Annotated in this window: 19 protein-coding genes; 7 read left to right on the top strand and 12 right to left on the bottom strand. The window is 67.8% G+C overall.

Features of this window, described 5'->3' with window-relative positions:
• Window positions 1–46 precede the first annotated feature (46 nt).
• Window positions 47–604, bottom strand: coding sequence for a TetR/AcrR family transcriptional regulator (locus NN4_RS29420; protein ID WP_147138375.1), 558 nt, complete (start codon window positions 602–604; stop codon window positions 47–49).
• 88 nt (window positions 605–692) lie between these two features.
• Here NN4_RS29420 and NN4_RS29415 point away from each other — a divergent pair, with 88 nt between their 5' ends.
• Window positions 693–2,240, top strand: coding sequence for an MFS transporter (locus tag NN4_RS29415; RefSeq protein ID WP_147138373.1), 1,548 nt, complete (start codon window positions 693–695; stop codon window positions 2,238–2,240).
• Window positions 2,241–2,325: 85 nt separating this feature from the next.
• Here the strand turns inward: NN4_RS29415 and NN4_RS29410 are convergent, their stop codons facing one another.
• Window positions 2,326–3,924 carry an adenylate/guanylate cyclase domain-containing protein gene (locus NN4_RS29410; RefSeq protein WP_147138371.1) on the bottom strand — a complete coding sequence of 533 codons (1,599 nt, stop codon included), beginning with the start codon at window positions 3,922–3,924 and terminating at the stop codon, window positions 2,326–2,328.
• A gap of 89 nt (window positions 3,925–4,013) precedes the next feature.
• Entirely contained in the window at window positions 4,014–5,717 is a 1,704-nt protein-coding gene (locus NN4_RS29405) for a DUF4407 domain-containing protein (RefSeq protein ID WP_147138369.1), read from the bottom strand.
• 266 nt (window positions 5,718–5,983) lie between these two features.
• On the opposite strand from NN4_RS29405, the gene NN4_RS29400 reads away from it, so the two are divergent.
• From NN4_RS29400 to NN4_RS29385, 4 genes are all read left to right on the top strand, one after another.
• Complete coding sequence (locus tag NN4_RS29400; protein ID WP_147138367.1) at window positions 5,984–6,571, top strand: chorismate mutase; 588 nt, start codon at window positions 5,984–5,986, stop codon at window positions 6,569–6,571.
• Window positions 6,572–7,445: 874 nt separating this feature from the next.
• A complete protein-coding gene (gene gltB / locus NN4_RS29395; RefSeq protein WP_147138365.1) occupies window positions 7,446–12,095 on the top strand; it encodes a glutamate synthase large subunit in 4,650 nt (1,549 codons plus the stop codon).
• Between the two features lie 122 nt (window positions 12,096–12,217).
• A complete protein-coding gene (locus NN4_RS29390) occupies window positions 12,218–13,687 on the top strand; it encodes a glutamate synthase subunit beta (RefSeq protein WP_147138363.1) in 1,470 nt (489 codons plus the stop codon).
• A 610-nt stretch (window positions 13,688–14,297) separates the two neighbouring features.
• Complete coding sequence (locus NN4_RS29385; RefSeq protein ID WP_186818686.1) at window positions 14,298–15,197, top strand: cutinase family protein; 900 nt, start codon at window positions 14,298–14,300, stop codon at window positions 15,195–15,197.
• Window positions 15,198–15,275: 78 nt separating this feature from the next.
• Here the strand turns inward: NN4_RS29385 and NN4_RS29380 are convergent, their stop codons facing one another.
• The 3 genes from NN4_RS29380 to NN4_RS29370 form a co-directional block, all read right to left on the bottom strand.
• Window positions 15,276–15,608 carry a hypothetical protein gene (locus NN4_RS29380; RefSeq protein WP_147138358.1) on the bottom strand — a complete coding sequence of 111 codons (333 nt, stop codon included), beginning with the start codon at window positions 15,606–15,608 and terminating at the stop codon, window positions 15,276–15,278.
• 116 nt (window positions 15,609–15,724) lie between these two features.
• Window positions 15,725–16,336, bottom strand: a complete 612-nt coding sequence (locus NN4_RS29375; RefSeq protein WP_147138357.1) for a histidine phosphatase family protein — start codon at window positions 16,334–16,336, stop codon at window positions 15,725–15,727.
• 58 nt (window positions 16,337–16,394) lie between these two features.
• Complete coding sequence (locus NN4_RS29370; RefSeq protein WP_147138355.1) at window positions 16,395–17,093, bottom strand: winged helix-turn-helix transcriptional regulator; 699 nt, start codon at window positions 17,091–17,093, stop codon at window positions 16,395–16,397.
• A 108-nt stretch (window positions 17,094–17,201) separates the two neighbouring features.
• Between NN4_RS29370 and NN4_RS29365 the strand changes: the two genes are divergently transcribed.
• Window positions 17,202–18,701, top strand: coding sequence for an MFS transporter (locus NN4_RS29365; RefSeq protein WP_246181151.1), 1,500 nt, complete (start codon window positions 17,202–17,204; stop codon window positions 18,699–18,701).
• Between the two features lie 55 nt (window positions 18,702–18,756).
• On the opposite strand, the gene NN4_RS29360 is transcribed toward NN4_RS29365, so the two are convergent.
• Both NN4_RS29360 and lysX read right to left on the bottom strand, forming a co-directional pair.
• Window positions 18,757–19,041, bottom strand: coding sequence for a hypothetical protein (locus NN4_RS29360; protein WP_147138352.1), 285 nt, complete (start codon window positions 19,039–19,041; stop codon window positions 18,757–18,759).
• A 164-nt stretch (window positions 19,042–19,205) separates the two neighbouring features.
• Window positions 19,206–22,526 carry a bifunctional lysylphosphatidylglycerol synthetase/lysine--tRNA ligase LysX gene (lysX, locus tag NN4_RS29355; RefSeq protein WP_147138350.1) on the bottom strand — a complete coding sequence of 1,107 codons (3,321 nt, stop codon included), beginning with the start codon at window positions 22,524–22,526 and terminating at the stop codon, window positions 19,206–19,208.
• A gap of 144 nt (window positions 22,527–22,670) precedes the next feature.
• Between lysX and NN4_RS29350 the strand changes: the two genes are divergently transcribed.
• Complete coding sequence (locus NN4_RS29350; RefSeq protein ID WP_107659886.1) at window positions 22,671–22,889, top strand: RNA-binding S4 domain-containing protein; 219 nt, start codon at window positions 22,671–22,673, stop codon at window positions 22,887–22,889.
• Window positions 22,890–22,898: 9 nt separating this feature from the next.
• Here the strand turns inward: NN4_RS29350 and rraA are convergent, their stop codons facing one another.
• The 4 genes from rraA to NN4_RS29330 all read right to left on the bottom strand — a co-directional run bounded on the left by rraA (window position 22,899) and on the right by NN4_RS29330 (window position 24,874).
• Window positions 22,899–23,390 carry a ribonuclease E activity regulator RraA gene (rraA, locus tag NN4_RS29345; RefSeq protein ID WP_147138347.1) on the bottom strand — a complete coding sequence of 164 codons (492 nt, stop codon included), beginning with the start codon at window positions 23,388–23,390 and terminating at the stop codon, window positions 22,899–22,901.
• Window positions 23,391–23,579: 189 nt separating this feature from the next.
• Complete coding sequence (locus NN4_RS29340) at window positions 23,580–23,945, bottom strand: DUF5313 family protein (protein WP_135234209.1); 366 nt, start codon at window positions 23,943–23,945, stop codon at window positions 23,580–23,582.
• A 49-nt stretch (window positions 23,946–23,994) separates the two neighbouring features.
• Complete coding sequence (locus NN4_RS29335; RefSeq protein WP_147138345.1) at window positions 23,995–24,369, bottom strand: DUF5313 family protein; 375 nt, start codon at window positions 24,367–24,369, stop codon at window positions 23,995–23,997.
• Between the two features lie 25 nt (window positions 24,370–24,394).
• Complete coding sequence (locus NN4_RS29330) at window positions 24,395–24,874, bottom strand: SRPBCC family protein (protein WP_147138343.1); 480 nt, start codon at window positions 24,872–24,874, stop codon at window positions 24,395–24,397.
• Between the last annotated feature and the right edge of the window lie 45 nt (window positions 24,875–24,919).

The following is a 24,919-nucleotide window of genomic DNA, read 5'->3' as shown; positions in this document are numbered from 1 at the left end:
TCTAACGGTCAGTGCCCGATTCGCGGTCGGTGCAGCGCCTTCGCGGTTACCCGGCGCTCGGCGGGTCCAGCAGGCGTTGCACCACGCGGCGGTAGCGGGCCGGGTCGATCTGCGGCAGGCCGAGCAGGGCCCGCAGGTACACGCCGTCGCCGACCAGCCGGATGAGGTCGGCCTGCACCGGGTCCGCGATCTCGGTGTCCAGGTCATCGGACCAGGAGCTCATCATGTCCATCAGCGCCTGCTGCACCTCGTCGGTGTCCGCGTCGGTCGCGGCGTCGATGGTGCGCATGGTGGCCAGCATGGAGCGGTAGAGCTCCAGCTCCACCGCGTCGGTGGCGTCGTCCGGATTCGGGGTCTGCAGATACCAGCCGGCGACGGACTGGCCACGGGCGGTGGCGTCGGTCAGTTGTTGGTTCGCGCGTTCGGTGAGCCGCCGGACCAGCCCGGCGAGCAGCGCGTCCTTGCTCTTGAAGTGATAGAGCAGGCCGCCTTTGGAGACGCCTGCCTTCGTCGCGACGCTCTCCAATGTCACATGCGACATGCCTTTCTCCAGGAGCAGGGATTCGAGGGCGTCCAGGATGCGGTCGCGGGTGTTCACCGTCACCGGCCGAACTATACCGGCTGGACGGTAAGGTCTGATACTGTACCGTCCGGACGGTAAGAAAAGAGTGCGACGGAAGTCGAGAAAGCCAATGACCACATCAACCGTGCAGAACCCCCGGAAGACCGGGACGACAACCGAAGGCCCGCCCCGCGCGACCGCGCGCGACTGGGCCGGACTCGCCGTGCTCGCCCTCGCCCTGCTGCTGCTCGCCGTCGACGCCACGGTGCTCGACCTGGCCGTGCCCGCGATCAGCGCCGATCTGGCGCCGACCACACCGCAGCTGCTGTGGATCATCGACGTGTACTCGTTCGTGCTGGCCGGCCTGCTGGTGATGATGGGCAACCTGGGTGACCGGATCGGCCGCCGCAGGCTGCTGCTGATCGGCGCCGCTGGCTTCGGCGTCGCCTCGGTGCTCGCGGCGTGGGCTGTCTCACCGGAGATGCTGATCGGCGCGCGCGTGCTGCAGGGTGTCGCCGGTGCGACGCTCATGCCCGCGACGTTGGGCCTGATCCGCTCGATGTTCCTGGATCCGCGGCAGCGGACCGTGGCCATCGCGGTGTGGAGCGCGATGGCCGGTGGCGGCGCGGCGGCGGGTCCGCTGCTCGGCGGCTGGCTGCTCGAGCACTACTGGTGGGGCTCGGTGTTCCTGGTGAACCTGCCGGTCATGCTGGTGCTGATCGCGCTCGGCCCGTTCCTCGTGCCGGAGTCGCGCGACCCGAACCCCGGCCGGTTCGATCTGCCGAGCGCCGGATTGTCGATGCTGGCGCTGGTGCCGATCGTCTATGCGATCAAGGAGTCGGCGGCGCACGGCGCCAGCATCCAGCTGGCCCTGATCGGTGCGGTCGGTGTCGTCGCGGGCGTGCTGTTCGTGCGCAGGCAGCGCACGCTGGCGAATCCGATGCTGGACCTGAAGTTGTTCGCGCTGCCCAGGTTCCGCACCGCGGTGATCACCAACCTGCTCGCGGTGTTCGCGCTGGCCGGTGTGCTGTTCTTCGGCTCGCAGTACCTGCAGCTGGTGCTCGGCCACTCGCCGATGCAGGCCGGTTTGCTGCTGCTGCCCGGCCTGGCCGCCAGCGTGGTCGCGTCGCTGGCCGCGGCGTGGCTGGTGCAGCGGGTGCGACCCGGTGCCGTGCTCGGTGGCGCGCTGACCACCGCTGCGGTCGGCTCGGCGCTGTTCCTCTGGCTCGGCCCGGACGCCGCCGGCAGCACGACGCCGTTCATCCTCGGCTTCCTGTTCATCGGCGCGGGTGTCGGTGTCGCACTGACGGTCTCGTCGGACCTGGTGGTCAGCTCGGCACCCGCCGAGCGGGCCGGTGCGGCCGCAGCCGTCTCGGAGACCGCCTACGAAACCGGCATCGCCCTGGGCGTCGCGATCCTCGGCAGCGTGGTCATGGCGATCTTCCGCAACGGCCTCGACCTGACCGGCGTGCCGAGCGATCAGGTGGGTGTCGCGTCGGAATCCCTCGGCGCGGCCACGGGTTTCGCGCGTCAGCTACCGGAGTCGGTGTCGGAAGCGTTCCTCACCTCGGTGCACGAGGCGTTCGTTTCCGGCATCCACTTCGCCGCGCTCGGTACGGCGTCGATTCTGCTGATCGCCGCGGTGGTCGCGTTCCGGCTGCGGGCCGCGCGTCCGTAAAAGCCGACTCTTCGCGCCCGCTCTGGATTCCCCCGGAGCGGGCGCGAAGCTATATAGAGGTGCGCCCACTATTCGGCTGCAGCCGTCATTCGGTTCGCTGCTCGCTCGGGTGCAGACCGCGATCAGCCGGTTGCCCGGAATTACGCGGGCGACCGAGTCGGGTCGGGGTGAGGCGACCGCGCAGGGTGACGGACTCGCCGAGCTGCCAATGCGCCGCCTCGGTGTCGTCGGCGCTGTTGACGGTGTTCGCGGAGGTGAGCAGTAGGTCGTCGTGCTTGGCGAGTTCGCACAGCCGCGCCGCCTCGTTGACCGCGTCGCCGATGACGGTGAACTCGTAGCGCTGCCGAGCACCGACGTTGCCCGCGACCACCCGGCCTGCGGCGACACCGATGGCGGCGATGAAGTCGTCGGCGGTCAGGTCGAGGCGCTGCCGGATGGCGCGGGCGCAGGCCAGCGCCGCGCCCGAGGCGTCGGAAAGGGCGGCGGGCGTGCCGAATACGGCCAGGGCGGCGTCGCCCTCGAACTTGTTGAGCAGCCCGCCGTGCGCCTCCACCTCGTCGACCACGATGTCGAAGAAACGGTTGAGGATGGCGACCATCTCGGGTGCGGGCACCGTCGCGGCCATCGTGGTGGAGCCGACGATGTCGATGAACAGCGCCGCCGCCTCGGTCTCCACGCCGCCGAGCGTCGGATTACCGGCGAGCGCCGCGTCGGCGACGTCGCGGCCGACATGCCTGCCGAACAGGTCCCTGATCTGCTCGCGCTCGCGCAGTCCCTCCACCATGTGGTTGAAACCGCTTTGCAGCTCACCCAATTCGGTGCCGTCGTACACGGTGATGGCCACCCGCAGGTCACCGTCCTCGACCTGACGCAGCGCGCGGCGCACCCCGCGGATCGGCGCGATGATCGTGGACACGGTCTGCATCATCAGCAACAGGCCGAACACCAGCGTCGCGCAGCCGAGCGAGAGCACACAGACCGCGAGCCGGGCCGTGCTGACCGACGAGTCGACCAGTGCCCATCCCGCCACGATCATCGACAGGGTCACCGGCACACCGGCGCCCAGCATCCAAGCCACCATCGAGCGGGAGAACACACCCATGCCGCGCCGCCGCCGCAACGGCGCCGCGTCCAGGACGCGGGCGGTCACTGCCCGCAGTGCGAACTCGGCGATCAGGTAACCGTTGGCGCAGACCACGATGGCGCTGAATGCGATGCCGATCAGGATCTTGGGAATAAGCGCGGGCTCCACCATTGCGTACAGCGGGGTCAGTACGGCGGCCGCACCCGACCACAGCAGGGCCTGTTGCAGCACCAGATGCCGGGGCACCCTGGACGCGGCGATCTGCTCCGCCTCGGTGGGCACCTGGTCCGGCTGGATCGCCCAGCGCAGGGTGCGCAGACCGCGCACGGTGCCCCACCACATGCCGACCAGCAAGGCCAGCGCCGCGTACAGCGGCGTCGCGATCACATCGAGCAGCAGCAGTTCCCGGGTGAACACCGTCGGCCCCGGCAGCACGAACCCGATCAGCGCGAAGGTGACGGCCATTCCGGCCAGGTTCGCGGCCACCAGCGGCACGGTCAGCAGCAGCTGAACCCGGATCCGCCGCATCCCCGAGGACTCGTCCACCGGTCCGAGCAGCCGCGACCCGAACGCGGCTGTCGAGACGTCACTGTGGGCCATGGGACCAAAGCCTAGGCCGGAGGACCCGCGAAGAGCCGGACCAGTGGTCCAGGACCGGCCGAGCGCCTCGACCAGCGCGCGGTAGACGGTCAGTTGCCGCGGGGCAGTTCGCGGCGGCCATGCCCCGGCAGTTCGGGGTTCCGGTGGCCGCTGAGCTCGTTTTGCCGCCCGGCCGGAAGGCCGTACGGCTGCGCACCGTCCGGCAGTGCCGAGTAGCGCGGATCCTGCTGTCCGTAGTCGGCGTCGACCACGGTGGCCGCGACGCGCTGGGCATGCAGTGCCTCGGGCGAGCCCGGCGCGAGCTGATAACCGGTCGGCGCGTGCGAGTCCTGGGTATCGACGGTGACCTTGCGGGTGCGGCGCAGGGTGAAGGTGATCTCCTCGACCTCTTCGAACGCCTGGCGGGCCGTGCGCAGCGGATGCGTGGCGTTGTCGATCGCGTTGGCCACGAACGACGGCACCAGCGGGCGGATCAACCGGGCCGCGGTGTCGGTGAACGGCACCGTGCCGATCAGTGGGAGTTCCAGGCCGCCACCGGACTTGGGCGTCGGCGCCCCGGTGCCAGGGGTGAGCTCCCGCGCGGTGACGGGGGCGGGCAGGTTCGACGGCGCGAATCCTTCAGACACGGAGCTGTCCTTTCGGTCGTCAGCCGGTGCGGCTGGTAGTGCGGGGCGGCGCGGCGGTTCGGCGATACCGATCTCCAGGCCGCCGATGGCCGCGACGATCCTGGTGCGCTGGCGCTCCCGGTCGATGGCGGTGTCCGCCTCGGCGGCGAGGCGGGCCGCGGTGAGTTGTTGTTCGGCGCGCAGTGCTTCGGCCTCGGCGCGCACCTGGGCCTGTTTCAGGGCGATGGCCGTGTCGGCTTCGGCCTCGGCGCGCGCCTGTACATCGAGGTAGGCGACCCGCCGGTCGAACGAGGTCTGGCCGCGCCACCAGCGCAGCACCAGCGGCAGCAGCGCCAGCGCGACGACAGCGATGATGGTCAGGATGCGCAGCGGCAGCGCGCCCGCGTGGTGGGTGGTGTAGTCGTTCATCGCCAGCCAGCGCGCACCGAGGCCGCGGTCGGCGTCGGCGAAGGCGGCCGATTCGGCTGCGGCCACGGCCTTTTCGTCGTCGGCGATCCGCTGGTCCAGCGCGTCGGCCCGGCCCTGCGCCGCGGCCAGTTGTCTGCGGGCGTCGTCGAGCATGTCGTTGGCGGTCTGGGCTTCCGGTCCGCGTCCCGGCACGTTGGTGATCCGCGTCTGCGGGCAGTCGGGGGTCGGGTTGAACTCGCAGCGGGCGATCACCAGCGAGCGGTCGAGATCGGCCTGTGCCTTGGTGATCGACTGATCCAGCGCGGTCCGGTCGGCGCGCGCCTTGTCGAGTTCGGCCGTCGCGGCGACGACCCGCGGCGCGGAGGCGACGGAACGTTGCGCTCGTTCATCGAGGGTCCGGTCGACGCTGCCGCCGAAGACGACGATCGCGGCAAGCTCGGCGAGCAATCCGCCGGCCAGCACGGCAACGGCGATGCGGGCGAGCAAGCCGAGCCGGTCGGGCTCGCCGCTCGGCCGTGCGGTCGCTACCGCGCGAGCGATCGCGCCCGCGAGCACCGCGACCAGCAGGGCCACCGGAATCACCGCGAGCAGTGCCCAGGTACCGGTCGAGGCCAGCGCGAGTGCGGTGACCAGGCCGGACACCACCGTGAACAACAGCACCGCCGCACCGGTGACGGCATAGCCGGTGCGCTCGTGGCGGTAGGCGATTTCACCGGTCTGACCCCCGCCGAGCCAGGTGAACAAGCCGATGACGGTCATGGGAGCTCACATCCTCTTGGTCCCAGTCGATTTCAGGGCTCGATGAAACCGTCACGGTTTCGTGGTCACAGCGTGACAGGACCGAACCCGACACACCGAGTGGCGGCGGAGGTATGTGGTCAGGCTCACAAAACCGCCGATGTGGTGCGGGTACGGGTGCCGACGGCCATCGCGCGGGGCCGGTTTCGGGACCGAGCGCGCGGGTCCGTTCGCTTACCCTGGCTCGATGATCGGTTTCCGCGCGAGCCAGTTCAGGAGGTCGGGTTATGCGCCTTGTCATGCTGATGATCGTGTCGGCGGCACTGATCATGTCGCCGGTTAGCGCGGCGGCCGAGCCGGGCGACGGTCGCGCCGAGTCGCTGGATCGCCTGGTAGCCCTGGTGCTCGAGCGCCTCGACACCGGTGACGCGGTGGCCGCGGCGAAGTGGGTGGCCGCCGCCGAGTCCGGCACCGAACCCACCATCGATGATCCGGCCAGGGAAGCCGTGGTCTACGACGCGATGGCAAAGCTGGGCGCCGGGCGCGACCTGCCCGAACCCTGGGTGCGGCAGGTGTTCTCCGGCCAGATCGAGTCCAACAAGATCGTGCAGCGCGGCCTGATCACTCGCTGGCGCTTCGACCCGGCCGCGGCACCCGGTTCGGCACCCGATCTAGCGGCGGTGCGCCCGGTGATCGACCGGGTGAACATCGAGATCGTCGACCAGTTGGCCGCCCGGCGGGCCGAGCTGACCGCGCCGGACTGCGCGGAAAGATTGGCCTACAGCGTCTTCGACGTATTCGGCGCCGGAAATACCGACGCCTTGCATCAGGCCGCGCTGGTGCGTGCCGCAGCCGCGTTGTGCGCGCCGCGTTGAACGCTGCGCGCTCCCCACGGAACCCGCTTCATACCCCGCTTAACCCCTTTTTAAGCACCGACTTCAGGCGGTGAGTCCGCGCGTTCGGCGAATATTCGGCGAAAAGCGTTCGGGCCCGCAATTAATCACAGCCATTACCCCCTGACGGCGTATAGGTTTCGGCCACGAAAATGTGTCGAACGCCACTCCAGTTGGTTAGCTGAAAATGTGCTGAAGGCCACAGCAAACAAAACAGTCCGGACGGTCGGATCACATCTCGGGCTCGTCAGGACCCTGTCGGAAATATCTCATCCAGCCCGCTTCCGAGTTAGCCGCCGCCGAGGGGTTTGCCGGATGCTGAGCGAGGGAAATCATCTTCGATGCAGGTGAGAGCGTTCTTCTGACCGATTTGCGAGGGTTGGGGCCGCTCTCGCGCGCCGGCGTCGAGCGGCTGGCCGAGGGTGCCGCAGGGTCGATCCAGCGGTACCCGCTGCTTTACACTGGACGACGCGCACACGTGGAGGACCGAATGAAGAAGCCCAGCTAGACCCGGTTATTAGTGCAACCTTAGTTGGTTGGGCCCCGGACCTGACTTATCGTTTGCTCTTACGCCGAACACAGAATGCTCGGCACCCTCGCCCGCTCGGGCAGCTCCTGGACCGGTGCTCAGCGTAGCTGGCGAGAACCCGCACGGAGGTAAGGATCTCGTTAGGGATCTGTTACCGACGAGCACCCACTACGTCACTGAAGCGGGTGAACAACTGGAGACGTGACTGCACGCCGAAGACCATCAGCGCGGCTGGTTTCGGAACGTACGGGCGCAGTCTTGTACGGAGGCATTCAGACGAAATGGCCTAATTCTTTTTCGTCGAACGCCCTTCTTGAAGGCAGAGGCATGATGCAACTTCCTGGCCACAGGTCACCTGGACTCGTCGGGCTCTACGACCCGGCGAACGAGCACGACGCCTGCGGTGTCGCGTTCGTCGTCGACATGCACGGCCGCCGCAGCCGCGACATCGTCGACAAGGCTATTACGGCTCTGTTGAACCTGGAGCACCGTGGTGCCGCAGGCGCCGAACCCAACAGTGGTGACGGCGCGGGCATCCTGATCCAGGTCCCGGACCGGTTCTTCCGCGCCATCGTGGACTTCGAGTTGCCGCCGGAGGGCTCCTACGCCACCGGTATCGCCTTCCTGCCGCAGGCCAGGCGCGAGGCCGCGCGTGCCGCCTACGGCGTGGAGAAGATCGTCAAGGAAGAGGGCCTCGAGGTTCTCGGCTGGCGCGAGGTGCCGATCGACGAGTCGTCGCTCGGCGCGCTGGCCCGCGACGCCATGCCGACGTTCCGGCAGATCTTCATCGGCTCCCCGCGGGGTGCGGCCGAGCAGCTGTCCGGGATGGACCTGGAACGCCGTGCCTACGTCGTCCGTAAGCGGGTCGAGCACGAGCTCGGCAAGTCGGGCCCCGGCGAGGGCTCGGTCGGCAAGGAGTCGGTGTACTTCCCGAGCCTGTCCGGCCAGACCTTCGTCTACAAGGGCATGTTCACCACGCCGCAGCTGCGCGCGTTCTACCTGGACCTGCAGGACGGCCGGGTGGAGTCCGCCCTCGGCATCGTGCACTCGCGCTTCTCCACCAACACCTTCCCGTCCTGGCCGCTGGCGCACCCGTTCCGCCGCGTCGCGCACAACGGCGAGATCAACACCGTCACCGGCAACGAGAACTGGATGCGGGCGCGCGAGGCGCTGCTGCGTTCGGACATCTTCGGTACCGACTCGGCGGGCAACAACCGGCTGGAGAAGATCTTCCCGGTCTGTACCCCGGGGGCGAGCGATACCGCGCGCTTCGACGAGGTCCTGGAACTGCTGCACCTCGGCGGCCGCAGCCTGCCGCACGCGGTGCTGATGATGATCCCCGAGGCGTGGGAACGCAACGAGACCATGGATCAGCGCCGCCGCGCGTTCTACGAGTACCACTCGATGCTGATGGAGCCGTGGGACGGCCCGGCGTCGGTGTGCTTCTCCGACGGCACCGTGGTCGGCGCCGTGCTCGACCGTAACGGCCTGCGCCCCAGCCGCATCTGGATCACCGACGACGGCCTCGTGGTGATGGCGTCGGAGGTCGGCGTGCTCGACATCGACCCGTCCAAGGTGGTCCGCAAGGTCCGACTACAACCCGGCCGCATGTTCCTGGTCGATACCTCGCTGGGCCGCATCGTCGGCGACGACGAGCTGAAGACCGACCTTGCGGCCGAGCACCCGTACCAGGAATGGCTGGACGCGGGTGTGACCAAGCTCGAGGACCTGCCCGACCGCCCGCACGTGCACATGTCGCACGACCGGGTGCTGATCCGCCAGCAGATCTTCGGATACACCAACGAAGAACTGAACCTGCTGATCTCGCCGATGGCCAAGACCGGCGGCGAGGCGCTCGGCTCGATGGGCACCGACACCCCGATCGCGGTGCTGTCGTCGCGGCCCCGGCTGCTGTTCGACTACTTCTCCCAGCTGTTCGCGCAGGTCACCAACCCGCCGCTGGACGCGATCCGCGAAGAGGTGGTGACCAGCCTGCGCCGGGCGATCGGCCCGGAGGCCGATCTGATGCACCCCGGCCCGGAGTCGTGCAAGCAGATCGCGATCGAATCGCCGATCATCGACAACGACCAGCTGGCCAAGCTGGTGCACATCAACGACGACGGCTCCCAGCCCGAGCTGCGTTCGGTGATCGTGCGCGGCCTGTACCCGGTGGCCAAGGGCGGCAAGGGCCTGCGCAAGGCGCTCAAGGCGATCAACACCCAGGTGTCGGCCGCCATCGACGGCGGCGCCCGGATCGTCGTGCTCTCCGACCGCGAGTCCAACGAGAAGCTGGCGCCGATCCCGTCGCTGCTGCTGACCGCCTCGGTGCACCACCACCTGGTGCGCGAACGCACCCGCACCATGGTCGGTCTCGTCGTCGAGGCCGGTGACGCCCGCGAGGTGCACCACATGGCGATGCTGGTCGGCTTCGGCGCGGCCGCGATCAACCCGTACATGGCCTTCGAGACCATCGAGGACATGCTCGAGCGCGGCGCGCTCGAAATGCCCGGCAGCACCGGCGATCACGCCGCGGACTTCCGCAAGGCGGTCGCCAACTACAACAAGGCCGCCAGCAAGGGCGTGCTGAAGGTGATGTCCAAGATGGGCATCTCGACGCTGGCCTCCTACACCGGCGCGCAGCTGTTCCAGGTGATCGGCCTGTCCCAGGACCTGGCCGACGAGTACTTCACCGGCCTGCGCTCGCACCTGGACGGCATCGGCCTCGAGGACATCGCGGCCGACGTCGCCGAGCGGCACCGGCTCGCCTTCCTGGAGAACCGCAACGAGCGCGCGCACCGCGAGCTCGAGGTGGGCGGCGAATACCAGTGGCGGCGCGAGGGTGAGTACCACCTGTTCAACCCGGACACCGTGTTCAAGCTGCAGCACGCCACCCGCACCGGTCAGTACTCCATCTTCAAGGAGTACACCAAGATGGTCGACGACCAGACCGAGCGGCTGGCCTCGCTGCGTGGCCTGTTCAAGTTCAAGAAGGAGCGCGCGTCGATCTCGATCGACGAGGTCGAGCCCGCGTCGGAGATCGTGAAGCGGTTCTCCACCGGCGCGATGAGCTACGGCTCCATCTCCGCCGAGGCGCACGAGACCCTGGCCATCGCGATGAACCGGCTCGGGGGCCGGTCGAACTCGGGTGAGGGCGGCGAATCGCCGGCCCGCTTCGAGCCGGAGGAGAACGGCGACTGGCGGCGCAGCGCGATCAAGCAGGTGGCCTCCGGCCGCTTCGGCGTGACCGCGCACTACCTGACCAACTGCACCGACATCCAGATCAAGATGGCGCAGGGCGCGAAGCCCGGTGAGGGCGGCCAACTTCCGGCGCACAAGGTGTACCCGTGGGTCGCCGAGGTGCGGCACTCGACGCCGGGTGTCGGCCTGATCTCGCCGCCGCCGCACCACGACATCTACTCGATCGAGGATCTGGCGCAGCTGATCCACGACCTGAAGAACGCGAACCCGCAGGCGCGGATTCACGTGAAACTTGTTGCCGAGCCCGGCGTCGGCACCGTCGCGGCCGGTGTGTCCAAGGCGCACGCGGACGTGGTGCTGATCTCCGGCCACGACGGCGGCACCGGCGCCTCGCCGCTCACTTCGCTCAAGCACGCGGGCGGTCCGTGGGAGCTCGGCCTGGCCGAGACCCAGCAGACGTTGCTGCTCAACGGACTTCGCGATCGGATCGTCGTGCAGGTGGACGGTCAGATGAAGACCGGCCGTGACGTGATGATCGCCGCGCTGCTCGGCGCCGAGGAATTCGGTTTCGCCACTGCGCCTTTGGTGGTCTCGGGCTGCATCATGATGCGGGTCTGCCACCTCGACACCTGCCCCGTGGGTGTCGCGACGCAGAACCCGGTGCTGCGCGAACGCTTCACCGGCAAGCCGGAATTCGTCGAGAACTTCATGCTGTTCATCGCCGAAGAGGTCCGGGAACTGCTGGCGCAGTTGGGCTTCCGCACGCTGGACGAGGCCATCGGCCGGGTCGACCTGCTCGACACCGCCAAGGCCAAGCAGCACTGGAAGGCCAGCAAGCTGGACCTGTCGCCGATCCTCGACAATGTCGAGACCGCGTTCATGTACCAGGACCGGCGCTGCACCAAGACCCAGGACCACGGCCTGGACAAGGCGCTGGATCAGCAGCTGATCACGCAGAGCCGCGACGCGCTCGAGCGGGGTCAGGCGGTGAAGTTCGAAACCAAGATCACGAACGTGAACCGCACCGTCGGCACCATGCTCGGCCACGAGGTGACCAAGCTCTACGGTGGCGCGGGCCTGCCCGACGACACCATCGACATCACCTTCACCGGCTCGGCGGGCAACAGCTTCGGCGCCTTCGTGCCCGCGGGCATCACGCTGCGGGTGCAGGGTGACGCGAACGACTATGTCGGCAAGGGGCTTTCCGGCGGTCACCTCGTGGTGCGCCCGTCGCTGAACGCGCCCGCCGAGTTCGTGGCGGAGGAGAACATCATCGCGGGCAACGTGATCCTGTTCGGCGCCACCAACGGCAAGGCGTTCATCCGCGGTGTGGTCGGCGAGCGCTTCGCCGTCCGTAACTCGGGTGCTCTCGCGGTGGTCGAGGGCGTCGGCGACCACGGTCTGGAGTACATGACCGGTGGCCGGGTGGTCATCCTCGGTGAGACCGGGCGCAACTTCGGCGCCGGTATGTCCGGCGGTGTCGCGTTCGTCTACAACCCGAACGGCACCTTCGAGTCCAGGCTCAACCCCGAGCAGGCCGACGCCGTCGAGCAGCTCTCCGGTGACGACTTCACCTGGCTGCGCGACATCATCACCCAGCACCGCGATCAGACGGGTTCCGCTGTCGCCGAACGCATTCTGGGCGACTGGTCGCAGCAGGTGAACCACTTCGTGAAGCTGATGCCGCGCGAATACAAGAAGGTACTGCTGGCCATCTCCGAGGCGGAGAAGGCGGGCAAGGACGTCGACGAGGCGATCATGGAGGCGGCCCGTGGCTAGCACGCGGGTTCAAGAGACGACGTCGACGAGGCGCTGTGACCATTCAGGGCGGCCCGTGGCTAGCACGCGACGCATTCACACGCTGAGTCCGATGTCCACAGGCAAGATTACGGAGGCCGAACGTGGCTGACGCACAAGGATTTTTGAAGCACACCCACCGGGAGCTACCGACCCGTCGACCGGTCGAGCTGCGGTTGATGGACTGGAAAGAGGTCTACGAGCAGGGATATCCGAAGGAAACCCTGCAGCGGCAGGCCAGCCGGTGCATGGACTGCGGTATTCCGTTCTGCCACAACGGCTGCCCGCTGGGCAACCTGATCCCCGAGTGGAACGACCTGGTCTACAAGGGTCAGTGGCGCGAAGGCATCGACCGGCTGCACGCCACCAACAACTTCCCGGAGTTCACCGGGCGGCTGTGCCCGGCGCCGTGTGAGGCGTCCTGTGTCCTCGGGATCAACCAGGACCCGGTGACCATCAAGCAGGTCGAGGTCGATCTCATCGAGAACGCCTTCGACGAGGGCTGGGTGACTCCGGTCTACCCGACTCGATTGACCGGCAAGCGCGTCGCCGTCGTCGGCTCCGGTCCCGCCGGACTCGCCGCCGCACAGCAGCTCACCCGGGCGGGCCACACCGTGACCGTGTTCGAGCGGGCCGACCGCATCGGCGGGCTGCTGCGCTACGGCATCCCGGAATTCAAGATGGAGAAGCGCTTCATCGACCGGCGGCTCGCGCAGATGGAGGCCGAAGGCACCATCTTCAAGACCGGCGTGAACGTCGGGGTGGACATCACCGCCGAGCAGCTGCGCGAAACCTACGACGCGGTCGTGCTCTCCGGTGGCGCCACCCTCGCGCGTGACCTGCCGATCCCCGGTCGAGAACTCGACGGCATCCACCAGGCCATGGAGTTCCTGCCGTGGGCCAACAAGGTCCAGCTCGGCGACGACGTCACCGACGAAGACGGCCTGCCGCCCATTCACGCGCGCGGCAAGAAGGTCATCATCATCGGCGGCGGCGACACCGGCGCCGACTGCCTCGGCACCTCGCACCGGCAGGGCGCGGCCAGCGTCCACCAGTTCGAGATCATGCCGCGCCCGCCGGAGGAGCGCGCCGCCTCCACCCCGTGGCCGACCTACCCGCTCATGTACCGGGTGTCCTCGGCGCACGAAGAGGGTGGCGAGCGGGTGTTCTCGGTGAACACCGAGCGTTTCATCGGCGAAGACGGCAAGGTCACCGGCCTGCAGGCGCACGAGGTCAGCATGGTCAACGGCCGCTTCGAGAAGGTCGACGGCACCGACTTCACCCTCGAGGCCGACCTCGTCCTGCTCGCCATGGGCTTCACCGGCCCCGAGAAGCCGGGCCTGCTCGAAGATCTGGGCGTCGGCTACGACCAGCGCGGCAACGTCCAGCGGGACAAGAACTGGGCGACCAACATCCCCGGTGTCTTCGTCGCCGGCGACATGGGCCGCGGCCAATCCCTCATCGTCTGGGCCATCGCCGAAGGCCGCGCCGCGGCCGCCGCGGTGGACCGCTTCCTGGAAGGTGAGACGGCCCTCCCCGCCCCCATCACCCCCACCATGGTCGCCCAACGATGACCTGAACCCCTCTCTTACCGGAGCGGAAAAGGCGCCTGTGGACAGCAATGTCCACAGGCGCCTTTGTTTTCCAGATCGGGCTGCCCCAAATAACAAGGGTCTGACAACAATCCAGTTCGACGCTCAACTGCCCCAGCCCACAAGGACTTTCGCCGTGAATGGGACGTAGGGCGTATTTCAGGGATTCGCTGCGGCACGGTCTTGGTCGGTGGGCTGGTGCGCGGACGGTCTTGATGTTTGCCAGAGAACGGGTTGCGTGGATTACGGCGGGACTCGTGATAGCTGTGTGATTGCTCTGCATGCAGCGGTGGTGCGGAAGTCGAAGGTGTGCGGGTTGGGCATGGGTTGCGGTGGGCAACTGAGGATTTGGGCATTCGGTGAAAATTCGAACAAGGCCGGGGTTTCGGATGGCGCCGGCGAGCTGGTACCTCTATTGTGATCCCGTCGCGCTGCTGATCTTGGGTCGTGGGTTGTTGGTCGTAGCCGACACATCGGTGGGTGGCTTGTGTTAACCCAGCGTGCACTGGAACGTCATCCGTCGGGTTCAGCATTGGGGCGCAACTTGTCGAGGACGCAACTCGCGAGAGGCATGGTTTTGGACTGGAGCGGTATGCAGTTGAAGAAGGTTGTCGCGGCTCTCGGTGCGTCCGCGACGGTGTTGTCCGGCATGGTGTTCGGCGCCGGTGCCGCGAGCGCGGCGCCGGGCTGCCCGAGCCTGTACGTGGTGGCGATCCCGGGTACCTGGGAGACCGGCAAAGACAAGACGCCGAAGCCGGGCATGCTGGCCGGAGTCACCAACAATCTGCCGCGTTCGGCGGAGGTCGACTACGTGACCTATGCCGCGACCGCGTTCCCGTGGGAGGGCGAGGTCTACGGCAACTCGAAGAAGGAAGCCGTCGACACCGCGCGCGGCCTCATCTCCGACATGGCGAAGTCGTGCGGCGCGACGAAGATCGCGCTCGTCGGCTACAGCCAGGGCGCCGACGCCGCCGGTGATCTGGCGGCCGAGATCGGCACCGGACTCAGCGTGGTGGCGCCGGACCGGATCGCGGGCGTCGGCCTGATCTCCGACCCGCGCCGTTCCCCGAACGACATTCAGGTCGGCGCCCCGGCGCCCGGTGCGGGTGCCGGTGGCGCCCGGGTCGGTGGCTTCGGCTGGATCAGCGACCGCACCCGCAGCATCTGTGCGGTGAGCGACCTGTACTGCGCGACCGCACCCGACGACTTCGTCACCCGGTTCGCCGGCTTCCTGGCGCAGGCCTCGGACGCGAACCCGGCCAACATGTGGCGCTACCAGATCGAAGCCGGGAACATCATGAACGACCTGTTCGCGCATGGTGGCGTGCCCACACTGCAGGCGCAGCTGACCGAGTCGGCGAACGAGCAGCGGGCCAAGGACCTGGAGCGCTTCTACAAGTCGCAGGCACACACCCTGTACGGCAGCTACCCGGTCGGCGGCGGCCAGACCGCCGTCTCCTGGATGCACAACTGGATCGCGGGCATGGCCTAGATCCACCGCGTACCGAAACGAAGGCCCACCTCCGGCAAGGAGGTGGGCCTTCGTCGTATCAACTACCCGGACAAGGGATCAGCTGCTGCCCGCGGAGCCAGTCGACGGCCGGCCGTCCTTGAAGAAGATCCGCGGACCGGGCTCGTCCTTCTTGTGGATGCGCGGCCCGTCACCGCGCGGACCCTCGCGATATTCCACCCGCGGGCCGTCGTGTCCTTGGCCGGGCAGGTCCAGGCCGCCGTGCGGATGCGCACTGATATCGGTGCCGGCAGCCGGGGTCAGCTGAACAGCCGCCGGATCGGATGCCGCCGCCGAAGCGGTCGCGGCCAGCGCGCCGACCGGTAACGCGATCAACGCTCCCGCCACGGCAATTCGGGTGAGGCGGCGTCTCGATGTACTGGAGAGCAACACGGGAATCCTTTCTCTGGAACCGTGCGCTACTGAGGGTGGTAGCGCACCCGTCCCATAGAAGGTTCCGTCGCTGGGACGACGGTGCGACGTCCCTGCCAATCGGCTGTGAGTGGCGCTCAGGCTTTGATATTGCGCGGCAACAGATCCCAGACGTGCCCGTTCTCATTGATCGTCGCGGCGGTCCGGCGCCCGGTGCGGGAGAACAGGATTCGGGTGATCGAGCAGTAGTCGATCGGAAACGTCAGCGGCCGTTCCAATCCGAGGATCTCCTGCAGCAGCACGTTGATCACGCCACCGTGCGTGAAGGCGACCACCGTGCCTGCCGGGTCGGTGCTCGCGGCGATCTCGGTGACGGCGTCGAGCACCCGGGACTTGAACGCCTTGCCGTCGATTTGGTGCGGCAGGTGGCCCGCTTTGATCCGTTCGTAGACCTCGCGGAACTCGACCTTGGCATCCTCGATCGGAATGTAGGCGGGCAGATCACGATCGTATTCGGCCAGGTCGTCCATGATGTCGAGGCTGGAGCCGAGCTTCGCCGCGGTCGGCGCCGCGGTCTCGCGTGCCCGGCGCTGCGGGCTGCTCACCACCCGGGTGATCCGGTGCTGGCTCAACGCGGCAGGCACCCGCTCGGCCTGCTCGAGCCCGACGGGCGCGAGCTCGGGATCGGCGGGACCGGCGGAGTTCATGATCCGGACCGGTTGGGCATGGCGAACGAGGATCAACTGCACAGGCCCACTCTGCCGTATCGCGGGCCGCGCTTCGATCCGGGCGCGACACAGTGCCGGATCAGCGCCCGGTGCACTCCCGCGGCAGCTCGAAGAGGGTGGTGAACTGCTCGGCGGCGGCCGCGTCGCCGGTCACCTTCGTAACGCCCGCGGTGATTGTCTCGGCCATCGAGTGCCCGTCGTAGACGACCGCGACGAAGGCGGCGACGCTGGTGTGGATGGCGGTCGCCGCGGTGCCGCTCGCGCCGCGACTGATCGTGAGCGTGCCGTCGTCGACCACCGCGTGGAATTCGTCGGTGTTCGCATCGGGTCCGGTGAAGTGCAGGTCGAAGTCGGCTCGCACGCCGGCCGCCCGATCCGCCTGGAAATGGGTGCGCAACGAGACGACGAGGGCGTCGGTGCTCACCTCCGAGCAGCGGTAGGTGCTGGGTGTGCGCGCACCCCAGTGACTGAGCGCGAGGATCACCGTGTCCAGTTCCTTGCCCCAGTCGGTGAGGTCGTAGACGGCGGCGCTGACCGGCGGCGGCAGCTTGCGCTTGTGCACCACGCCCGCCTGGACCAGCTCGTCGAGCCGCTGGGAGAGCACGTTCGGGCTGATCGTAGGCAGCCCGGCCCGCAGATCGGTGAATCGCTTGGGGCCGAGGAGCAGTTCGCGCACCACGAGCAGCGTCCATCGCTCACCGACGAGGTCGAGCGCACGGGCCGCGCCGCAGGCGTCGTGGTAGCTGCGCTTGTTGCGGTGCTCGGGAGCAGCAGTCATGGAATACAGCATATCAGTAGATACTGCAACATAATTAGATAGTTGTCTTTTAGGACTAACGACTGCTAGCGTCGCACCATAACGATCTTCGGGTGGAAGGCAACGCTGGTGGTTGACGTAAGAGAACGGACGCGCGAGGCGGCGGACCGCAGTCGCTGGCTCGCGCTGTATGTGCTGTGCGGCGGCATGCTGATGATCGTGCTGGACGCCACGATCGTGAACGTCGCGCTCGCCGACATCCAGCAGGACCTCGGGTTCACCTCGGCCGGGCTGGCCTGGGTGGTGAACGGATACCTGATCTCGTTCGGCGGCCTGCTGATGCTGGCGGGCCGGCTCGGCGACCTGATCGGTCGCCGCACCATGTTCCTGTCCGGCCTGGTGGTGTTCACCGTGGCCTCGGTGCTGTGCGGGCTGGCCGTCAACGAGGTCACCCTGATCGCGGCCCGCTTCCTGCAGGGCATCGGCGGCGCGATGACCTCCGCGGTGATCCTCGGCATGATCTTCGCGATGTTCCCGGACCCGAGGGAGCAGGCGAAGGCGATCGGGCGCTACGCGTTCGTCGCGTCGGCCGGTGGCGCGATCGGCCTGCTGCTCGGTGGCCTGCTCACGGCGCTGGACTGGCGGCTGATCTTCCTGGTCAACCTGCCGATCGGCATCCTGGTCGGGCTCGCCGCGCTGAAGATCCTGGACAAGGATCAGGGCGCGGGCCTGAAGGACGGCGCGGATGTGCCCGGCGCCGTGCTGATCACGGCGGCGCTGATGCTCGGCGTCTACACCATCGTCAAGCCCGCGGCCGAGTACGGCTGGACCGATCCGGCCACTCTGGGCCTCGGGGTGGCGTCGCTGGCGCTGCTCGCCGGGTTCGTCGCGCGGGAGGCGACGGCGAAGACACCGCTGATGCCGCTGACCATCTTCCGGTCCCGGAACCTGTCCGGCGCCAACGCGATTCAGGTGGTCACCGTGGCGGGCATGTTCGGCATGTTCTTCCTGGGCTCGCTGTACCTGAAGCAGGTGCTCGGCTACGAGCCGCTGCAACTGGGTCTGGCGTTCTTCCCGGTGGCCGCGATCATGGGCCTGCTCTCGGTGCGCTACTCCGAGGGCTTGGTGATGCGGTTCGGTGCGCGCAAGGTGCTGATCCCGGGTCTGTCGCTGATCCTCGCCGCGCTGCTCTGGCTGACCCAGGCGCCGGTCGATGGCAACTACTGGCTGCACATCTTCGGCCCCATGGTGCTGTTCGGAACCGGTGCGGGCCTTGCCTTCCCGGCGCTGATGAACCTGGCGATGTCCGGGGTGGCGCCGGAGGAAGCGGGGCTGGCCTCCGGACTGGCCAACACCACGATGCAGGTCGGTGGTGCGCTAGGGCTCGCCGTGCTGGCCACCCTGTCGGCGAGCAAGACGACCGACCTGTTGGCGGCGGGCATTCCGGTGAACGAGGCGCTGACCAGTGGGTTCCAGCTCGCATTCTGGATCGGCGCGGCGTTGGTCGTCGCCGCGCTGCTGGCCGCGGTGCTCGTGCTGAAGTCGGTGCCCGCCACCGAGCACGGCGTCGACCTGGACGACGAGCTGTTGCTCGAGGCGGAAGTGGCGTCCGAGCGCACCGCCATCTGACGGACGACGCAAACGAATGGCCCGGTTCGCTATGCGAGCCGGGCCATTCGGTCGGTCAAGGAGTGTAAGGCGGTTGCTGCTGCCCGTACGGGGGCTGCTCGCCGTAGGGCGGCTGGTTCGGCGGTTGCTGGTTGGGCCCCTTCTTCCGCCGCCGCATCAGGTAGACGCCTGCGATGATCGCCGCGATGACCAGCAGGCAGCAGAGCCCGCCGATGATCAGCCCACCGCTGCTTCTGCGTTTCTTCTTGGCCGCGAGGTCCAGCGCCGAGTTCCACACGTCCGGGCTCGCCCACACGCTCGTGTCCACCAGGCTCATATTGGTCAGCAGGTCAACGTACATTCAGAACCCCATCTCGTGTATCGGTCTCCTCCCGGGCCGAATACCACTCACCGCACGCCCGAACCACCGGCCGGTCAACCCGAGTATTCGGCCGCCCGGACCGAATAACCCAGGGTAGCTGTCCGATTCATCCGGAGTGGACCCTTCGCGAACCTTGCCTCGGCTCAGCGCGGTTTCACCAACGGGAACGGCAGCGTCTCGCGGATGCTGCGCCCGGTGATCAGCATGACCACCCGGTCCACGCCCATGCCGAGCCCGCCGGTCGGCGGCATCGCGTGCTCGAGCGCCTGCAGGAAGTCCTCGTCGAGCTCCATCGCCTCCGGGTCGCCGTTGGCCGCGAGCATCGACTGCTCGGTGAGCCTGCGGCGCTGCTCGACCGGGTCGGTGAGTTCGCTGTAGGCGGTACCGAGTTCGACACCCCAGGCGACCAGGTCCCAGCGCTCGGTGACCCCGGGAATCGAGCGGTGCGCGCGGGTAAGCGGCGACACCGAGGTGGGGAAGTTGATGTAGAAAGTCGGTTCCTCGGTGCGGGATTCGACCAGGTGCTCATACATCTCCAGCACCACCTGACCCTCGTCCCAGCCGTGCTGGTAGGGCACCTCGGCCTTGTCGCACAGTTCGCGCAGCTGGTCCAGGTCGGTGTCCGGAGTGATCTCGGTGCCGATGGCCTCGGATACCGCGCCGTGCACCGTCTTCACCGCCCACTCGCCGGAGATGTCCACCGGCTCGTAGGAGCCGTCACCCTGCGGCCGCAACGCCACCATCGCACCGTTCGCGGCGAGCGCGGCGTCCTGGATGAGCTGGCGGCAGGCGTGCATCATCCGCTCGTAGTCGCTGTGCGCCTCGTACGCCTCGAGAATGGTGAACTCGGGGTTGTGGCTGAAGTCGACGCCCTCGTTGCGGAAGGTCCGGCCGATCTCGAAGACCTTCTCCATGCCGCCGACACAGAGCCGCTTCAGGTACAGCTCGGGAGCGATCCGCAGGTACAGATCCAGGTCGTAGGCGTTGATGTGGGTCAGGAATGGGGTGGCGTTGGCGCCGCCGTGCACCTGCTGCAGGATCGGCGTCTCCACCTCCAGATAACCCCAGGCGTTCAACGAGTCGCGCAACGAACGGACCACCGCGCTGCGCTTGGCGAGCACCTCCCTGGTCTCGGCGTTGATCGCCATGTCGACGTAGCGCTGCCGCACCTTCGCCTCGGGATCGGACAGGCCTTTCCACTTGTCCGGCAACGGATGCAGGCACTTGCCGAGCATCCGCCAGTCCGCCGCGAGCAGCGAGAGTTCGCCGCGGCGGCTGCGCCCGATCTGACCGCTCACCTCGATCAGGTCGCCGAGGTCGAAGAACTCGGTGAACTCGGCGCTGCGCTCTGCGCCGACCCGGTCGCGGTCGATCACCAGCTGGATGTCGTCGGTCCAGTCGCGGACCACGGCGAAGATCACGCCGCCGTAGTCGCGGATGCGCAGCAGCCTGCCGCAGACCCGGACCGTGGTGCCGCGCGGCGAGTGCCTGGCCTTCGCGACGGTGTGCGTCGGCGGGTAGGCGACCGGGTAGGCCTCGACGCCGGACGCGGTGAGCCGGTCCAGCTTGTCCATCCGCACCCGCACCTGCTCTGGGCGGCGCGGCAGCTGTTCCTTGCCCTCGACGTGATCGATGTCGGGCGGGCTGCCGTCGGCGTGCAGTCCGGTCATGGTCGCGGGCACCGCGCTATGAACGCCCGTGTGCGCGACCGTATCCGGCTCCTTGCCGAAGCGCGGCAGGAAACCCTCGGCGAGCGCGCTGGCCACCGCGACCCTGGGCAGCTGCCTGCGCTCCTCGAACAGGAAAAACCTTGGCACCCAATGCGGCTGGTACTTCACGTTGGAGCGGTACAGCGCCTCCAGCTGCCACCAGCGCGAAAAGAACAGCAGTACACCGCGCCACAGCCGCAGCACCGGACCGGCGCCGATCCGGCCGCCCTCCTCGAACACCGAGCGGAACACCGCGAAATTCAGCGAGACCTTGGTGATGCCCTGCTGTTCGGAGTTCAGCGCGAGCTGCGAGATCATCAGCTCCATCACGCCGTTCGGGCCGTTCGGGTCCCGGCGCATCAACTCCAGCGAGACACCGGTGCGGCCCCACGGGACCAGTGACAGCATGCCGAGCACTCGATCCTGACCGTTCACCGCCTCGACGAGCAGGCAGTCCCCGTCCAGCGGATCGCCGAGCCTGCCCAGCGCCATCGAGAAACCGCGCTCGGTCTCGGTGTCGCGCCAGGCGTCCGCGCGGGCGATCACCTGCCGGAACTCCTCGGCCGGGATGTCGCGGTGCCGCCGGATCCGGACGGTGATGCCGTGCTTGCGCAAGCGGTTCGCGGCCTGGCGGACCGGCTTCATCTCCGGGCCCGCGAGGGAGAACGTCCTGGTGTCCAGGATGGCCTCGTCACCGAGCCGGATCGCGGAGAGCCCGGCCCGGCGGTAGGAGGTCGCGCCGAGTTCGCTGGCGCCCATCACCGCGGGCGCCCAGCCGAATTGGTCGGCCAGCCGCAGCCAGGCATCGATGGCCTGCGGCCAGGCCTCACGGATGCCGATCGGGTCGCCGCTGGCGAGGCAGACGCCCAGTTCCACGCGGTAGGTGACCGCCGCCTTGCCACTGGGCGCGAACACCACCGCCTTGTCGCGGCGGGTGGCGAAGTAGCCGAGCGAGTCCTCCAGATCGGAACGTTCCAGCAGGCCGCGGATGGCCGACTCGTCGGTGCCGGTCATCGCGTTCGCCGCCCGCTGCGAGCGCAGCAGGATGAGCACCGCGGCCAGCAGCGCGATCGCGCCGAACAGGCCCAGCAGGAAGTTGACGAACGGGCGCGGGTGACCGTCGAAGTGTTCGTTGTCCACCAGCACCGCGGCGGTCACCCGATAGATCGCCCAGCCGGGCCGCTGCGCGCCGCTCGGCAGCGAACCGGGGAACAACTCGACCAGACCCCAGCCGAGCAGGGAGCCGACCGTCAGGCCGCCGGCGAGCACGCCGAGCGCCTTCAAGCCCGCCCCGCGACGCACCCTCGTGTAGAACTCGCGCCAGGCCGCGATCAGCACACCGATCACGGCCAAGTGCACGATCATCGCCACCAGCGCGTCGATATTGCCGGTGTCCGCGAAATCCAAGCCGTCGGCCAGCGCGTACAACGCCAGATAACCGAGCAGCAACCACCAGGCGATCCGTTTGCGGCTGGCCAGCGCACCGGCGAGCAGACCGACGATCAGCGCCCACATCAGGTTGGTGTCGGGGGCGTCGAAGTAGTAGTTGTCGATGTAGCGACGCGGTACCTGGGTCAGGAAACGCAGGCCGGGCGAGAGGCTCCAGAGGAAGCACGCCACCGCGAAAACCCCGAGCACCAGGCCCGCGATATGCGGTACCTCGGCCAGTCGGCCATGTCCCCGATGCGGGACGGGCGGGGTCGGTCTATCCGCGGGCGGTTCGATCAGGTGTTGCCGGGCTTGCGTGGTGGTCACTGAACCAGTGTGTACGGTGCCGCCGTTTCGGTGCTCGAAGACCACCCGGGCATGTCGGTTATCGGCGCGTCGCACACGCGTGTCAGCGACGCGCGCAGGGGGCTGGCGTTTGCTGTTTACGAATGCAAGGTAAGGATGTACCTCATGTCAGAACCAGTCGATGTACCGATCGATGACGACGTCATTCGGCTCGGTCAGTTCCTGAAACTGGCCAACCTGATCGAATCCGGCTCGGAGGCCAAGACGGTGATCGCGTCCGGTCTGGTGCGGGTGAACGACGAGGTGGAGCTGCGCCGCGGCAGGCAATTGCAGATCGGTGACGTCGTCACCCTGGCCGGTCATCAGGCGAGAGTGTCGGTCTGAGGCGGACTTTCAGTCCTCGGCCCGCACCACGACGCCGTCGTGGTCGCTGTAGAGCATGTCGCCGGGCACGAAGGTGACGCCGCCGAACTCGACCGGCACGTCACGGTCGCCGGAGCCGGTCTGCGTGCTCTTGCGCGGATTGGTGCCCAGCGCCTTGATGCCGATGTCGAGCGTGCGCAGGATGGCCGAGTCGCGCACCGCGCCGTTGATGATCACGCCGGCCCAGCCGTTGTCCACGCCGCGCCCGGCGATGATGTCGCCCACGAGTGCGGTGTGCACGCTCGCGTCACCATCGACGACCAGCACCTTGCCATGGCCCGGTTCGCCGAGCGTCTGCTTCACCAGCAGGTTGTCCTGGAAGCAGCGGATGGTGGAGATGCGGCCGGAAAATGCCGCGCGGCCACCGAACTGGATGAACTGCGTGTCGCAGCTGCGGATCTCGGGGCCGATCTCGTCGGCCAGGTCGGCAGTGGCGACAACATCATTCTGCGATTCGGTCACTGTGTTGATTTTGCCGTGCCTGCGGCCCGGCGTGTTCACGGCCCCCTTAGTCTCGCGTCCGAGCGGCCGAGACTAGCGACTTCGTCGCATGCGCTTCGGCCACTCGGACGCGAGACGGGCCGCGAACGGCGCTCGCAAAACTCGCGCGTGGTGGTTGCTTCGGGTGTGCGCGTCTCGTCTGGGCGCTACCTAACGGTGCCCGTAGCGCAGTTCGTACCTCTCCCGGTCGTGCTCGGAGAACTTGGCGCGGTTGACCAGTTCGGGGTTCAACCCGTGCTGGCCCAAACGGTAGCGGCGCCAGACATAGCTGAGCGCCACGGTGAAGATGACCATCGGAACGATCATCATCACGATCAAGCCGATCTTCAGCGGCATCGGACCCGGGAACAGCAGTACCAGGGCGAAGAACGGCAGCACTGGCCCGAGAAACCGGACGAGATAGCGCTCCATGGCCCCGTGTCCGACGAGGTCGCGGATGACCCACTCGTGCAGCTCCTCGGGGAGCTCGCGGCCCAGATCGTAGGCGATCCGCTGCCGAATTGTGGGGGTTTTCATACCTAAAGGCTATGCCTGTGGTATCGGTCACCGCTAGGTTGCTGAGCCCCTAACCTCGGCCGTGCCGACGCTCGTATGCGAGGCGTTCCGGCTCGGCCTTGCGCCGGGCGTCCGCGTCGGCCAGCGCTGGGTCGAGGCCGTGCTTGATCAGCCGGTGCCGCCGGTACACGTACATCAGCGCGACCGTGAAGTAGATCAGCGGCAGATACAGCAGCGCCATCATCGCCAGGCCCATCCACAACGGGCCGGGCAGCAGCAGAAACAGCATGAGCACCGGAATCAACGGCACCAGGATGCGCAGCAGATACCGCCGCGTCGCGCCGGGGCCGACCAGGTCTTCGCGCACCCAGTCGGTCATCGAGGCGGGCAGGGTGCGGCCCGCGATGTAACCGATGCGCTGGACGAAGGACGGCGTGGCACTCATCGACTAAGCATCCTCTACCGGTGGATCAATGCACGGACTCATCGGATTCCGCGGCGCGACCGGCATGGAAAGCCTGGATCTGGGTGATCAGGTTGTGCGTGGTGTGCTGCACCGCGATCTTCACGAACGGCTCGATGGTCTTGCCGAGCGCGCGGCCGGCCAGCCCGCCGCCGACCCGGAAGTCGACGATCGCGTCGACGGTGCAGAGCGCAGCGCCCTTGGGGTGGAACAGGAAGGTCGACTCGACCTCGAAGCCCTTGATCGACTTCACCGCGATCAGGGTGTTCTCCGCCCAGCGCACCACCTCGACGCGGGACTTCAGCGAGGCCGGCCCGAGCTTGATGTGCCCGTCGAAGGCGGCGCCGACACCGACCGTCTGCTCGCCGACCGGTGTGAAGGATTGGATCCCGTAGAGGAACTTCGGCAGATTCCGGTAGTCGTTCACGTAGGCGAACGCGGACTCCGCCGATGCCGCACAGTCCTCGACGATCTTCACTTCGGTCATGCGAAAACAGTAACCGGTGGCGATCCAGGTCGCCTGCTCGCCGGA

It is taken from the genome of Nocardia ninae NBRC 108245 (genome assembly GCF_007990755.1).
In the GTDB taxonomy this organism is placed as follows: domain Bacteria; phylum Actinomycetota; class Actinomycetes; order Mycobacteriales; family Mycobacteriaceae; genus Nocardia; species Nocardia ninae.
The sequence above is the reverse complement of the archived record's forward strand: the minus strand, read 5'-3'. Positions and strand labels throughout refer to the sequence as shown.